This window comes from Nocardiopsis terrae (genome assembly GCF_014651695.1).
Classification (GTDB): domain Bacteria; phylum Actinomycetota; class Actinomycetes; order Streptosporangiales; family Streptosporangiaceae; genus Nocardiopsis; species Nocardiopsis terrae.
Map to the genome: position 1 here is coordinate 410,673 of NZ_BMXJ01000006.1, position 13,725 is coordinate 424,397.

The following is a 13,725-nucleotide window of genomic DNA, read 5'->3' on the forward strand; positions in this document are numbered from 1 at the left end:
GGACCATGACCCACACACCCCCCGCCGCCCCCGCCGGCCCCGTCACCACACTGCTGGTCGCCAACCGCGGCGAGATCGCCCGCCGGATCATCCGCACCTGCCGGACCCTGGGCGTGGCCACCGTCGCCGTCCACGCGCCCGGCGAGGAGGACGCCGCGCACGTGCGCGAGGCCGACACCGCCCTGCGCCTGGCCGTCCCCGAGGGGCGCGGCCCCGTGGACGCCTACCTCGACCCGCACGCCCTCGTGGCCGCCGCACGGGCGTCCGGTGCCGACGCCGTCCACCCCGGATACGGCTTCCTGTCGGAGAACGCCGCCTTCGCCCGCGCCGTCACCGGCGCCGGACTGACCTGGGTGGGGCCCTCCGCCGAGGCGGTCGAGCAGATGGGCTCCAAGACCCTCGCGAAGAAGGTCGCCCGCGACGCCGGGGTGCCCGTCGCCGACGCCCTCGACCCCGCCGACGTCCGGGCCGAACACCTCCCCGTGCTGGTCAAGGCGGTCTCCGGTGGCGGGGGGCGCGGCATGCGCGTTATCCGCGACCTCGCCGGGCTCGCCGCCGGGGCCGAGGCCGCCCGTACCGAGGCCGCCTCCGCCTTCGGAGACCCCTCGGTGTTCTGCGAGCCCTACGTGGAACGCGGCCGCCACGTGGAGGTCCAGGTCCTCGCCGACCGCCACGGGACCGTCTGGGCGCTGGGCGAACGCGACTGCTCGGCGCAGCGCCGCCACCAGAAGGTTCTGGAGGAGGCACCAGCGCCCGGGCTGCCGGAACGGATCCGGCAGCGGCTGCACCGCGCCGCCCGCGACCTGGCCTCGGCCATCGGCTACACCGGTGCCGGGACCGCCGAGTTCCTCGTCCCCGTCACCGGGGACGGCCTGGGCGAGCCCGTCTTCCTGGAGATGAACACCCGCCTCCAGGTCGAACACCCCGTCACCGAGTGCGTCACCGGCCTGGACCTGGTGGAGTGGCAGCTACGCATCGCCGAGGGCGAGCCCCTGCCCGCCGGCGGCCCGCCCGCGCCGCGCGGCCACGCCGTCGAGGCCCGCCTGTACGCCGAGGACCCGCGCGAGGACTGGCGGCCCCGGACCGGGCTGCTGCACACCTTCGACGTGCCCGCGGCCACCGCCAGCTTCACCCCTCTGACCGGGCCCGGGGTGCGCCTGGACCACGGTGTGCGGACGGGTGACACCGTCGGAACCGACTTCGACCCCATGCTCGCCAAGGTCATCGCCTACGGCCGTGACCGCCGCGACGCCCTGCGGCGCCTGTCCGCGGCCCTGGCCGGGGCCCGACTGCACGGCGTGGGCACCAACCGCGACCTGCTCGTGCGGGCCCTGCGCCACCCCGACTTCGCCCGGGCGCACCACCGTCCCGAAGGGCTGCACACCGGCTTCCTGACCGGCGACCGCCTCACCGAACTGGCCCGGCCCCTCGCCGACGGTGCCACCGAACGGTTGGCGGCGCTCGCCGCCTCCCTGGCCTCGTTCGAGGCCTCCCGGGGCGGCGGCGCCCTCCCGGCCGGGATCCCCGCGGGCTGGCGCAACCTGCCCTCGGCCCCCCACCTGCGGCGCCACACCACCCCCGACGGGCGCGAGATCACCACCGCCTTCCGGTCGGTGCGCGGCGCACACCTGCCCGAGCAGGAGGGCGTCCGGGTGCTGTCCGCCACCCCCGACCGGGCGGTCCTGGAGGTGGACGGGCTGCGCCGGGCCTTCGACGTGTACCGGACCGCCCCGGACCGCCGGGGACCGCAGGGGGCCGACGGGCCGGAGGTGTTCGTCGAGTCCGCACTCGGACCGGTCGCCCTGAGGGTGATCGACCCGCTCCCCGAACCCGAGGCGACCGTCGACCCGGGTGCGCTGCCCGCGCCCATGCCGGGCACGGTCACCGCCGTGGACGTCGCCGCGGGGGAGGAGGTCCGGGAGGGGCAGACCCTGCTGCGGATGGAAGCCATGAAGATGGAGCACCGCATCACCGCCCCCGCCGCCGGGACCGTCCGGGAACTCCCGGTCGCCGCGGGGGAGCGGGTCCCCGCCGGGGCTCCCCTGGCCGTACTCGACTACACCGACCCCGACAGCGGCCCCGCACCCGCCGCCGACAGCGGCTCCGACGGCCACCACGCGGAGGCCGCCCCCCACGACGAAGGGCTCGAACAGTGACCGGTGCCATGACCTTCAACGAACCCCCCGAGCGCGTGGAGCTCCGGGCCGCGGTGGCGGACCTCGCCGCCAAGTACGGTTCGGAGTACTACAGGGCCAAGGCCAGGGAGGACGCCTACCTCACCGAACTGTGGCGTGAGGCGGGCGGGCTCGGCTACCTGGGCGTCAACCTCCCCGAGGAGTACGGCGGCGGTGGCGGCGGCATCGCGGACCTGGCCGCCGTCCTGGAGGAGCTCAGCGCCGCCGGGTGTCCCACCCTGATGATGGTGGTCTCCCCGGCCATCTGCGGCACCGTCCTGGCCCGCTTCGGCACCCCCGAGCAGCGTCGGCGCTGGCTGCCGGGCCTGGCCGCCGGCGAGTCCGTCATGGCCTTCGCCATCACCGAGCCCGACGCCGGCTCCAACGCCCACCGCATCACCACCACCGCCCGCCGGGACGGTGGCGGCTGGGTGCTCAATGGACGCAAGACCTTCATCTCCGGGGTGGACGTCGCCGACGCCGTCCTCGTGGTCGGCCGCATCGAGGACGAGGACACCGGGCGCCTGTCCGCCGCCCTGTTCGCGGTCCCCACCGACACCCCCGGGTTCGAGGCCCGCCGGATCGAGATGGACATCGTCAGCCCGGACCACCAGTTCCAGCTGTTCATGGACGACGTCCGCCTGCCCGGCGACGCCCTGGTCGGCGACCCCGACGCCGGCCTCCTCCAGCTCTTCGCCGGACTCAACCCCGAACGCATCATGGCCGCGTCCCTGGCCACCGGCAGCGCCCGGCACGCCCTGGACAAGGCGGTCGCCTACGCCAGGGAGCGCACGGTGTGGCGGGACCGGCCCATCGGTACCCACCAGGGGCTGGCACACCCGTTGGCCCAGGTGAAGATCGAGATGGAGCAGGCCCGCCTGATGACCCAGTACGCCGCGCTCCGCTACGATTCCGGCGACGACGCGGGCGCGGGCGAGGCGGCCAACATGGCCAAGTACGCCGCCGCGGAGGCGTGTGTGCGGTCGGTCGACCAGGCCGTGCAGACCCTCGGCGGCAACGGTCTGGCCAGCGAGTACGGACTGGGAGCGGCGATCGCCGCCTCCCGCCTGGCCCGGATCGCCCCGGTGAGCCGGGAGATGGTCCTCAACTACGTGGCACAGCAGTCCCTCGGCCTGCCCAAGTCGTACTGACCACGGGCAGACCACAGCGGAGAAGAGGCGCGCAGTGGACACGGCATCCGACCGGGAGCCGAGACAGGAACGCAGCCGGGCCACCCGGGCCCGGCTGCTGGACGCGGCGGTGGGGTGCCTGTCCGAACGCGGGGCGGCGGGGGCCACGGTGGGCGCGGTCGCCGAGCGCGCCGGGGTGTCCCGGGGCGCCGCGCAACACCACTTCCCGACCCGTGAGGACCTGCTGCTGGCGGCGCTGCGGCACATGGTGGACAACCGCGGCGCCGACCTGCGCCGCCGTGCCGAGGCGGTCCCCGAGGGGCCCGACCGCACCGAGGCCGTGGTGCAGATGGTGGTGGACGCCTTCAGCGGGACCGGCTTCAACGCCGCGCTCCAGTTGTGGGCCGGGGCCGCGAGTGACCCGGTCCTGCGCGAGAGGGTCATCCCGTTGGAGGAACAGGTGGGCCGCCAGGTGCACCGTGCGGTGGTGGAACTGCTGGGCGCCGACGAGACGGTCCCCGGCACCCGCGAGGCCGTCCAGGCCACCCTCGACCTGGCCCGGGGGCTGGGCCTGGCCAACCTCCTCACCGACGACCGGGCCCGCAGGCGCCGCATCGTCCGCCAGTGGGCCCGTATGCTCGACCAGGCGCTGGGAGCCGTCGGCTGAACCACCGCCCCGGGCGTTCGCGGGCCGGTCCGTCCGCGCCTGCGGGGCACCGGAACCCGGGTCGCCTACCGCATTCGCGCGGCGGGCGCTTATGATCGAAAAGGTTGGGCAAAGTCCCGACCGCAGCGGTTGTTCCACAACAGTTTTCGTGCGACAGGCCTTCGGGCGGGTCGAGAGGGTCGGACAAGGCGGTGTGTCGGTGAGTGCGGATTCGGGCAGGGACATCCCCGGCCTGGCCCAACGGGCGTTGGACGCGTTCGCGGAGAGCTCCGAGCGGGGCAGGGACCGCGACGCCCTCATGGACACCGCCTTCGCGCGGCTCTTCGACCTCTACCGGGCGACCACGCGGGCCGAGCGGAGCTCCCCCGCGGGGCAGAACTTCAACGCGACCCTCGCCGGACTGCTGGTGAGCGGCAACAACCCCGACCGGCTCAGCCTGTACGTGGTGCGCAGCCAGACCGCGGCCGAGAACGGTCGGCACGAGGGCTACCGCCCCGCCTGCTGGCGGCGCTCCATGCTCCAGGTCCTCGGTGACGAGTTCGTCCCCCTGCGGGACTTCCTGCGCCCGGTGGACCTGGACGCCATCCCGCGCATCGACGACGCCATGGAGGCCGTGGCCGGCGACGCCAGCCCGGCCACCGTCGAGGCGGTGCCCGCCTGGGTGCCCGAAACGCACTGGTGGTGGTGGGAACCGGCCCGCCAGCGCGGCGAGGAGGCCCCCGGCCACACCCGCACCGACAGCGGAACCCTGGACCCGGTCACCGACTGACCGGGGCCCTGACCGCGGGACCGTGCGGCCGACGGGTCTCACGGAGGGGGTTCGCGCAGGGAGTCGAAACCGCCGCGGCTCGGGACCAGGTGGGTCTCCCCGGGCCTGGCGGTCCCGACGGTCTCCTCCAGGTGGAGCATGAGCAGCGCGTAGGCCTCCTCCAGGCCGCCGCGCCGCCGGGTCCCGAACGCCTCCACCGCCCCCTCGGTCAGCTCCCGCAGCCGTGCGGCCAGAGCGGCCGGATCCAGGTGCAGGGTCATCGGCTGCTCCAGTTCCCGGCCCATGAAGCAGCTGATCCGGATGGCGCGCTCGCCCGGCAGGACCTCCGCCCGGCTGGTGGCCCGGTAGGTGACCGGCGGACCGGCACCTCCCGGGTAGACGGTCACCTCCGTGCCCTCGGTCAGCTCGCCGACCAACCGGTCCCACCACTCCCGAGCATCCATGCCCGCCATGTTCGCCCCGGGTAGGCGCGGGGCGCCGGAGGCCACACGGGTAAGCACGGATCCGGTCTCAGGCCACGCCCCTGATCCGCCAGACCACCGCAGCGCCGAGCAGCGAGATCACCCCGCAGGCCGTGTACAGCACCGGGTAGCCGCCCAGGTGGACCACGATGGGGCCGGCCAGGGCGGGGGCGATCACCTGCGGGCCCGAACTGGCGATGTTGACGATCCCCAGGTCCTTGGCGCGCCCCTCGGCGGTCGGCAGCACCTCGGTGACCAGGGCGTTGTCCACGGACAGGAAGACACCGAACCCCACCCCCAGCACCACCGCGCAGACCAGCACCGATGTCCAGGTGGGGGAGAGGGCCACCATGAACGCGGGCAGGCCCATCACCACCCCGGCGAAGGAGACCATGCCGCGCCGTTTCCCGAGCCGGTCCGAGACCACGCCCGCCACCACGGTGGTGGCCACGACCGCCGCCGTGTACACCAGGATCAGGGTGAGCAGCCCGTCCGTCGCCGAGGAGCCCGGAAAGAGGTCCTCGTAGCCCACCTCGTCGCGCAGGAAGTACAGCAGGTACAGGATGAACATCGCGTTCCCGGTGCCGATGAGGAACCGGGTGAGGAAGGCCCAGGCGAAGTCCGGGTGGCGGCGGGGCGAGACCCACAGCCCCCGGGCGAAGTCGCGCCAGGGCGGCCGGGCCCCGCGGGGCAGCGGCGGGTCGGGGGAGAGCAGGGCGAAGGGCAGCACACAGGCGACGGTGAGGACGCCGATCAGGGTGTAGCCCGGTGAGATCTCGGTGACGACGACGGTGACCAGCACGACCGCCGCCACGACCCCGGCCGACTGCGGGATGCCGACCCAGCCCGAGACCGCTCCGCGCTGGCTCCGCGGCACGTGGTCGGGGACGGCGGCGAGCAGGGTCGCGTTCAGACAGGACAGCGAGGTCTGTACGAACGACCAGCCCAACAGGATCCCGGCGACGCTCTCCTGGGTGCCGAGGACCACCAGCCCGGCACCGCCGAGCACCGCCCCGGCCAGGACCCAGGGTCTGCGGCGTCCCAGCGGCCCGGTGGTGCGGTCCGAGAGCGCCCCGGCCAGCGGGGTGGCGACCATGGCCATGGCCGCGCCGATCCCGGTGACCCAGGCCAGGACCGTCTCCTTGTCCGCTGGGGCGGCTCGGCCGACCTGTTCGGGGAGCAGGACCTGGAGGGGGCCGAAGAAGGCCATCCACATACCCAGGTTGGCCAGGCTGATCCCGGCCACCCACAGGGAGCGGACATTACGGGTGGGTTCGGCCAGGGCGGTGGGGAGGGGGCCCGGGGGCGGTGGCGCCGGGGGTGTGCGCACGGGGTGACCTACCTAACATGAAGGTGACTCATGTTAGGCGGAGCCCCGGTCCCGGGGGAAGAGGGGGAAACGGGTGCGTGCCCGGTCCGGCCGGGGCCCGTGGCGGGCCCCGGCCGGACCGGAAGCGGTCACCCGGAGGGGTGCCCGCCGGGGTCACTCCCCCTGGCGCTGCTGCTCGGCTCCCAGGGCGATGGGCGCGGCCAGCCACTCGTCGCGCAGGCCGAAGGCCTCGACCAGCTGGACCGCGTACGGGCGCAGTCCCTGACAGAGGTCGTTCACCGCCTGGGTGACCGCCTTGGCCCGGGCGGTGGAGAGCCGCTCGTGCTCCAGGAACCAGGCCCGGTCCTCCTCGATCACCGACAGCACGTACAGGTCGCACAGGCGGTTGAGCAGTTTGGCCGTCGGCTTGTCCCCGCAACGGTCGATGCCCGCGACGAAGGCCTCCAGCACCACCCGGTCCATGTGCGCGCGGCCCGCCGCGAGCACGTGGTCCTGGGCCTGGTTGAACACGTCGAAGGCGTCGCTGCCGTCCTTCCTGGAACGGCGCAGGCGCCCCGCCAGGCCCTCGATGATGTGCTTCTCCCGGTCCTCCAGCAGCTCCAGCTGCCAGCCGCGGTTGTACAGGCTGGCCTCCTCGCCCCGGCCGGGGGAGGCGTCGATCAGCCGGTCGATGAGCGGGATCGCGGCGGTGCGCTCGATGACGGTCTCGAACACCTTGCCCGCCATGAACTTGGCCAGGCCCAGTTGGTCCAGGTCGCCGAAGGAGTCCTTGAAGTTGGTGAGCAGACCCTTGGTGAGCTGCTGCAACAGGACGGTGTTGTCACCCTCGAACGTGGTGAAGATGTCCGAGTCGGCCTTGAGCTGCGGGATCCGGTTCTCCGAGAGGTAGCCCGCGCCGCCGCAGGCCTCGCGGCAGGTCTGGATGGTCTCGGTGGCGTGCCAGGTCGCGACAGCCTTGAGCCCGGCGGCGCGCGACTCCAGTTCGCGCTGGGCGTGCTCGTCGCGCTCCTCGGAGCGGGACAGCTCGTGCAGGCGGGTGACCAGCTCCTCCTGGGCGAAGTGCAGCCCGTAGGTGCGGGCCAGCGCGGGCAGGAGCTTGCGCTGGTGGGCGAGGTAGTCCAGGATCCGCACCTCCTGCTCGGGCTGGGAGTCGGTGGCCGGACGGGTGAACTGGCGGCGGGTGTCGGCGTAGCGGACCGCGATGGCCAGTGCGGCCTTGGTGGCGCTGCCCGCGCCCCCGGCCACGCTGATGCGGCCGCGGATGAGGGTGCCCAGCATGGTGAAGAAGCGCCGGTTGGGGTTCTCGATGGGGCTGGAGTAGGTCCCGTCCGCGGCCACGTCGCCGTACCGGTTGAGCAGGTCGGTGCGGGGCACCCGCACGTCGTCGAACCACAGGCGGCCGTTGTCGACCCCGTTGAGCCCGGCCTTGTGGCCGCAGTCCTCGACGGTCACCCCGGGCATCGGCCTGCCCTCCCCGTCCCGGATGGGCACCATCAGCGCGTGCACGCCGTGCTCGACGAGTCCGCCGTCGCCGTCGGGCGTGCGCAGTTGGGCGAAGACCACCGCCATGCGGCCGTCGCGGGCGGCGTTGCCGATGTAGTCCTTGCGCGCGTGCTCGTTGGGGGTGCGGACCACGAACTCCTCGGTGTCCGGGTCGTAGGTGGCGGTGGTGCCCAGGCTCTGCACGTCCGACCCGTGGCCGGTCTCGGTCATCGCGAAGCAGCCGGGCAGTTCCACGCTCATGATGTCCGGGAGGTAGCGCTGGTGGTGCTCGTCGGTGCCCAGGGCCTTGACGGCGCCGCCGAACAGCCCGAACTGCACACCCATCTTGACCATGAGCGACATGTCCGCGACGAGCATCTCGAAGGCCACCACCGAGGCGCCGACGTCGTCCGCGCCGCCCACCGACCCGGGAAAGCCGTACGCGGGCATGCCGGTCCCGTTCAGCGCCATGAGCTGCTTGAGGGTACGGGCGCGGTGCTCCTCCACGGACAGGCCGTACACCGGGGCGAACTCCTCGCCCCGGATGACGTCGCGGGCGCGTTCGCGCACGTTGGCCCATCGGCCGTCGAGCAGTCCGCGTAGTTCGGCCTCGTCCAGCTTCAGCGGTGCCTGTTCGCTCATGATTTCCCCCTGTGGTCGTCGTTGACGCGACCTTCACGTGGTTACCACCCCGCGCGGGCGGGCGGCTGTGAACACGCCCGGGCCGCGGGTGTGAGTCCCAACCTAGGCGTTGCCAGGATGTCGGTCCTCGGAGCGGGTTCCCGGGTGCCGGTCGGTGGCGTGTTCTCCGGCACCCGGCCCGTGCTCAGACGGCGATGCCGTGCGGGTGCAGGGGGGCGGGTCCGAGGGCGGCGGGTTCGGTCGCGGAGCCGACCCGGGCCAGGAGGGCGTCCAGGGACAGGCCCAGGGTGGCGGCGACGGCCGCGACGGTGAAGAAGGCCGGGGTGGGGATGCGGCCGCCCTCGATCTTGCGCAGGGTCTCCACGGAGATCCCGGAGGAGCGGGCGACGTCCGCCATCGTGCGGTCGGCTCGGGCCTGGCGCAGGAGCGCGCCGAGGGCGCGGCCGCGTTCGATCTGCTCTTCGGTCAGCGGTTCACGAACCATGCGGCGAGTGTATCCCGCACTCCCAAAGAGCGTATAGTAATACCGGTATAGTTATTGGACCCCCGTCTCCGAAAGAGTTCCCATGGTCGAGATCAAGACCCCCGCCGAGATCGCCCTCATGCGTGAGGCCGGTCGCGTCGTCGCACACGCGCTCGCCGCGGCCCGCGAGGCCGCCGAACCCGGTCGGACCACCGCCGAGCTGGACCGTGCCGCGGCCGGGACCATCGCCGAGGCGGGCGCCGAACCCCTCTTCCTGGGCTACCACCCTGCCTGGGCGCCGGTGCCCTTCCCCGGCGTGACCTGCATCAGCGTCAACGACGAGATCGTGCACGGGGTCCCGGGGGAACGGGTCCTGGCCGACGGCGACCTGGTCAGCGTCGACTGCGGCGCACGACTGCGCGGCTGGTCCGGCGACGCCGCGATCAGCTTCGTGGTGGGCACGGCCGACCCGGCCGACCTCGCCCTGATCGCCGACACCGAGGCTGCCCTGGCCCGGGGTGTGGAGGCCGCCCGCCCGGAGAACCGTGTGGGTGACATCGGGCACGCCATCGCCACCGGGGCCCGCGCCGCCGGGTACGGGCTCACCGCCGACCACTGCGGGCACGGCATCGGCCGCACCATGCACGAGGCCCCCGACGTGCCCAACGACGGCCGCCCCGGAAGAGGGTTCGGGCTCCGCCCCGGTCTGGTCATCGCCATCGAACCCCAGCTCGTGCGCGGCGGCTCCGACGGCTACGCCCACGGCGACGACGGGTGGACGGTCCTCAGCGACGACGGAACCAGGGCCGCCCACTGCGAGCACACGGTCGCCGTCACCGAGGACGGTCCGGTGGTGCTCACCCTGCCCTAGCGAACCGCTCCCGGCGCCCGCCCCGGCACCCGCCGCTGCCGTCCGCACGCTTTCCGGGGCCCGGGACGGGTAGCAGGGCGGGTATGGCCGTCATCTCGATCTTCGGAATCATCCTGACCGTGCTGGTCGCCTGCGACGCCGCGGTCACCGTGCTGCACCCGGACGCCGAAGGGGTGGCCGCCGTGCTCGTCCGCCGGGCGGTGTGGCACCCCACCGTGTGGTTGAGCACCCGCCTCCCCGGCCCGGGCCAGCACCTCCTCAGCCTCGCCGGCCCGTTGATCCTGGTCACGACCTTCCTGGTGTGGCTGGTCTCGCTGGCGTTCGCGCTCGCGTTGGCGGTGTGGCCGATGCTGCCGGAGGAGTTCCGGCTCGGGGCCGACCTCGACCCGCTCACCTTCCTCGACGCCCTCTACTTCGCGGCGGGCACGATCACGGTGCTCGGCTACGGTGAGCTCACCCCGCTCTCCGCCCTCGGCCAGCTGGCCTCGGTGGTGGGGGCGGCCGTCGGCTTCACCATGTTCACCGGCATGGCCACCTACGCCATCCAGGTCGTCAGCGGGGTCGCCGCCCGTAACCGGTTCTCCCTCGCCGTCCACGACGACGTCCGCGGCCGGGACGGGATCACCGTCCTCGCCGACTCGCTGGCCGAGACCGGAGTGTCCGAGACGCGCGCGCAGTGCCGGCGCTGGGCCGAACACGTGCGCGAGGTCGAGGAGATGGTGCACCGCTACCCGCTGGTGGCCTTCACCTACCGCTCGAAGAGGGAGGAGTACGACCCCGAGACCGCACTGCGCCACCTGGAGGAGAGCACGGTGGCCGCGCTGCTCGCGGGCCGACACGACCCTGCGCTCCTGTCGGCTGCTCAGGCGCTGGACTCCGCACTGGCCCGCCTGCAGGGAACCGTCGCCGGGACCTACCTGGGAAGGAACGTGGCGCGGCGGTTGGCGGACCCGCGGCCCACCGACGAGGACCGGCGGGCCGCGCGACGGGTGGAGCGCATGCTGTCCGAACGCCTCGGCGAAGGCGACCAGCACCGGGAGCGCTCCGAGGCCGAACGGGCGGTGTGCCGCTGCCGCGTCTTCCTCGAAAACCTGCACCGCTGGTCGCACACCCGGCCCCCGGCCCACCGGTGGGACGACGGCTGAGGCCGCGCACGGCCGCCCGCGGCCCCGGTCCCGCCCGCCGCTAATCCAGTCCGGGGACGGCCAGCGCGAGAGTTCCCTCCCCGGTGTCCAGCACGGCCGGCACCCCCAGCGGGACGGTGAGCTGCGCGGCGCAGTGGCCGAAGTCCAGACCCGCCAGCACCGGTACCCCCAGGGGGGCGAGGCGGTCCCGCATCAGGTCGGACACGGCCTCCGGGCCAGGGGGGCAGTCGGTCCACGTACCGAGGGCGATTCCGGCCACGCCGTCCATCCAGCCGGTGCGCAGCAGGTGGGTCAGCATCCGGTCGATGCGGGCCGCGTCCTCGTTGACGTCCTCCAGGACCAGGATGCCGCCCGCCGCTGAGAGCCGGCTGTGCGGTGTGGCGAGCCCGTCGTTGAGCAGGCTCAGGTTCCCGCCGAAGGTCACCCCCTCGGCCCGGCCCGGCACCAGGGCGTGCGCTCCCGGGGAGGTGAGCACGGTGCGCCGTTCGGGAGTGAAGAGGGTGGTGTGCAGTTCGTGCTGGGCCGCCGCGTCGCCCACGAAGTAGCGGGTCCCCACCACCGGCCCGTGCACGGTCGCCATGCCGAGCTCGACCGCGAACGCCTCGTGCAGTGCGGTGATGTCGCTGAACCCGACCAGGGCCTTGGGGGCGGCCCGGCGCATCGCGTCGAAGTCCAGCAGGTCCAGCATCCGGTGCGCCCCGTCGCCGCCGCGCGCGCAGAACACCGCGCGTACGTCCGGGTCGCACCAGGCCTCCTGGAGGTCCGCGGCCCGGTCCCGGTCGGCCCCGGCGAGGTAGGGCAGGAGCGGGTGGCGGTCACGCACGTGCGGGGCCAGTTCGACCTCCAGCCCCCAGCTCCGCAGGACCTCCGCCGCCGCGTCCAGTTGGGGCGCCGGAACCGGACTGCACGGGGCCACCAGACGCACCCGGTCGCCCTCCCGCAGCCTCGGCGGGCGGGTCAGCGCCCGCACCGTCCGCGGGCCCGGGTCGCCTCCGCTGCCCGGTCGGCGGCCCCCGGCCGGCTCCTGCGCACCGCCTGGGCCGTCAAGCGCCTCGGCCACCGACTCACCCACGTTGATCCCCCATACCTGTCGTCCTGTCCTCCACCTGTCCCGCCGCGCCGCACCGTGTGCGGCGCGGCGGGGACCCCGGCTGCGCGTGCCTCAGCCGCGCAGGAAGCTGTCCAGCACCCGTACCCCGAACCGCAGTCCTTCCAGCGGTACCCGTTCGTCCACTCCGTGCAGCAGGCTCGGGTAGTCGATGCCCGCGGGCATCCGCATGGGGGAGAAGCCGTAGCAGTCGATCCCCAGTCGGGAGAACACCTTGGCGTCCGTACCGCCGCCCAGGCACACCGGGACCACCAGGCCCCCGGGGTCGTGGGCGAGGACCGCCGAGCGCAGCGCGTCGAAGGCGGCCGAGTCCACCGGTGCGGCCACCGGCGGCGAACTGTGCGCGTACTCCCATTCCACGCGGTCGCCGGTCAGTGCGTCCATGGTCTCGGTGAACTGGTCCTGGCCGCCGGGCAGGACACGGCCGTCCACCCCGGCCGTCGCCTCGCCCGGCACCACGTTCACCTTGTAGCCGGCCGAGAGCATCGTGGGCGCGGCGCTGTTGCGCACCGTGGGGCCGACCAGCGGTGCGGCGGTGCCGAACCGGGCCACCAGGGCGTCCACGGCCTCGTTGGTGCCGGTGTCGCCGGGGGTGCGTTCGATCCCCAGGGACCGGGCGATGGAGTCGATGGCGGCGCGGGTGACCGGGGTCAGGCGCAGCGGCCAGCGGTGCCCGTCGATCCGGGCCACGGCGGCGGCGAGCGCGCCGACCGCGTTGTCGCGGGGAGGCCGGGAGCCGTGCCCGGCGGTGCCCTGTGAGCGCAGGGTCAGCCAGGCGCTGCCGCGTTCGGCCGACCCGATCGGGTACAGGCGGACGGGGGAACCGGAGGTGTCCCGGGCGTGCACGGTGTGGCCGCCGCCCTCGCCGATGGCCACGGTGCAGCCCTCGAACAGGTCGGGGTGGCCGCGCACGAGGTAGTCGGCCCCGTAGGCGGCGCTGTCCTCCTCGTCGGCGACGAACGCCAGCACGATGTCGCGCCGGGGGCGCAGACCCAGTTCGGACCAGTACCGGACCACGGCGGTGACCATGCCGACTGTGTTCTTCATGTCGACGGCGCCGCGCCCCCACAGTGAGGGCACCCCGGTGACCGGGCAGTCGGCGATCTCCCCGCCGAAGGGCGGGAAGGTCCAGTCGTGGGGGTCGGCGGGCACCACGTCCAGGTGGCCGTGGACCAGGAGGGCGTCGGCGTCCGGGTCCGTGCCCGGGATGCGCACGACCACATTGGCCCGCCGGTCGGCGGACTCCAGGATCACGGGGGACAGGCCCGTGGAGCCGAGCGCCTCGGCGATGAACTCGGCGGCGGCGCGCTCGTCCCCCTCGCCTTTGCCGTGGTTGGTGGAGTCCCGCCGGATCAGCTCGCGGGTGAGGTGGACGGCGTCCTCGCCGGCTTCGACCAGGGCGTCCTCACGGACGATGTCGGGCAGGGAGGTGTTGGTGTGGCCCACGGGCTCGGCCTCGCTCTCAGCAGGGTTCGTACAGCAC

12 protein-coding genes are annotated in these 13,725 nt (G+C 73.8%); 6 read left to right on the forward strand and 6 right to left on the reverse strand.

What is annotated here, in order from left to right; all coding sequences use genetic code 11:
• Window positions 1-5: 5 nt before the first annotated feature.
• From IE195_RS19005 to IE195_RS19020, 4 genes are all read left to right on the forward strand, one after another.
• Window positions 6-2,156 carry an ATP-binding protein gene (locus IE195_RS19005; RefSeq protein WP_191273329.1) on the forward strand — a complete coding sequence of 717 codons (2,151 nt, stop codon included), beginning with the start codon at window positions 6-8 and terminating at the stop codon, window positions 2,154-2,156.
• 8 nt (window positions 2,157-2,164) lie between these two features.
• Window positions 2,165-3,325, forward strand: a complete 1,161-nt coding sequence (locus IE195_RS19010; RefSeq protein ID WP_225942372.1) for an acyl-CoA dehydrogenase family protein — start codon at window positions 2,165-2,167, stop codon at window positions 3,323-3,325.
• Window positions 3,326-3,359: 34 nt separating this feature from the next.
• Complete coding sequence (locus IE195_RS19015) at window positions 3,360-3,971, forward strand: TetR/AcrR family transcriptional regulator (protein ID WP_191273333.1); 612 nt, start codon at window positions 3,360-3,362, stop codon at window positions 3,969-3,971.
• 193 nt (window positions 3,972-4,164) lie between these two features.
• The gene (locus tag IE195_RS19020) at window positions 4,165-4,740 is read left to right on the forward strand and encodes a hypothetical protein (RefSeq protein ID WP_191273742.1); all 576 of its coding nucleotides are present in this window, start codon (window positions 4,165-4,167) and stop codon (window positions 4,738-4,740) included.
• 38 nt (window positions 4,741-4,778) lie between these two features.
• Here the strand turns inward: IE195_RS19020 and IE195_RS19025 are convergent, their stop codons facing one another.
• The 4 genes from IE195_RS19025 to IE195_RS19040 form a co-directional block, all read right to left on the reverse strand.
• The gene (locus tag IE195_RS19025) at window positions 4,779-5,183 is read right to left on the reverse strand and encodes a hypothetical protein (protein WP_191273335.1); all 405 of its coding nucleotides are present in this window, start codon (window positions 5,181-5,183) and stop codon (window positions 4,779-4,781) included.
• Window positions 5,184-5,250: 67 nt separating this feature from the next.
• Window positions 5,251-6,531 carry an MFS transporter gene (locus IE195_RS19030; protein WP_191273337.1) on the reverse strand — a complete coding sequence of 427 codons (1,281 nt, stop codon included), beginning with the start codon at window positions 6,529-6,531 and terminating at the stop codon, window positions 5,251-5,253.
• A gap of 153 nt (window positions 6,532-6,684) precedes the next feature.
• Entirely contained in the window at window positions 6,685-8,655 is a 1,971-nt protein-coding gene (locus tag IE195_RS19035; protein ID WP_191273340.1) for an acyl-CoA dehydrogenase family protein, read from the reverse strand.
• 184 nt (window positions 8,656-8,839) lie between these two features.
• Window positions 8,840-9,139: a helix-turn-helix domain-containing protein gene (locus IE195_RS19040; protein ID WP_191273342.1), complete on the reverse strand. Its 300-nt coding sequence runs from the start codon at window positions 9,137-9,139 to the stop codon at window positions 8,840-8,842.
• Window positions 9,140-9,221: 82 nt separating this feature from the next.
• Between IE195_RS19040 and map the strand changes: the two genes are divergently transcribed.
• Together map and IE195_RS19050 are read left to right on the forward strand one after the other, a co-directional pair.
• Entirely contained in the window at window positions 9,222-9,989 is a 768-nt protein-coding gene (gene map / locus IE195_RS19045; RefSeq protein ID WP_191273344.1) for a type I methionyl aminopeptidase, read from the forward strand.
• A gap of 83 nt (window positions 9,990-10,072) precedes the next feature.
• Entirely contained in the window at window positions 10,073-11,134 is a 1,062-nt protein-coding gene (locus tag IE195_RS19050; RefSeq protein ID WP_191273346.1) for a potassium channel family protein, read from the forward strand.
• Between the two features lie 40 nt (window positions 11,135-11,174).
• Here the strand turns inward: IE195_RS19050 and IE195_RS19055 are convergent, their stop codons facing one another.
• Window positions 11,175-12,206 carry a S66 peptidase family protein gene (locus IE195_RS19055; RefSeq protein WP_373295670.1) on the reverse strand — a complete coding sequence of 344 codons (1,032 nt, stop codon included), beginning with the start codon at window positions 12,204-12,206 and terminating at the stop codon, window positions 11,175-11,177.
• 90 nt (window positions 12,207-12,296) lie between these two features.
• The gene (locus IE195_RS19060) at window positions 12,297-13,688 is read right to left on the reverse strand and encodes a M20/M25/M40 family metallo-hydrolase (RefSeq protein WP_191273348.1); all 1,392 of its coding nucleotides are present in this window, start codon (window positions 13,686-13,688) and stop codon (window positions 12,297-12,299) included.
• Window positions 13,689-13,725: the final 37 nt, after the last annotated feature.

Coding starts and splice junctions, on each gene's coding strand:
- IE195_RS19050 (WP_191273346.1), top strand. CDS start 10,073: ATGGCCGTCATCTCGATCTTCGGAATCATCCTGACCGTGCTGGTCGCC.
- IE195_RS19035 (WP_191273340.1), bottom strand. CDS start 8,655: ATGAGCGAACAGGCACCGCTGAAGCTGGACGAGGCCGAACTACGCGGA.
- IE195_RS19025 (WP_191273335.1), bottom strand. CDS start 5,183: ATGGATGCTCGGGAGTGGTGGGACCGGTTGGTCGGCGAGCTGACCGAG.
- IE195_RS19005 (WP_191273329.1), top strand. CDS start 6: ATGACCCACACACCCCCCGCCGCCCCCGCCGGCCCCGTCACCACACTG.
- IE195_RS19040 (WP_191273342.1), bottom strand. CDS start 9,139: ATGGTTCGTGAACCGCTGACCGAAGAGCAGATCGAACGCGGCCGCGCC.
- IE195_RS19010 (WP_225942372.1), top strand. CDS start 2,165: ATGACCTTCAACGAACCCCCCGAGCGCGTGGAGCTCCGGGCCGCGGTG.
- map (WP_191273344.1), top strand. CDS start 9,222: ATGGTCGAGATCAAGACCCCCGCCGAGATCGCCCTCATGCGTGAGGCC.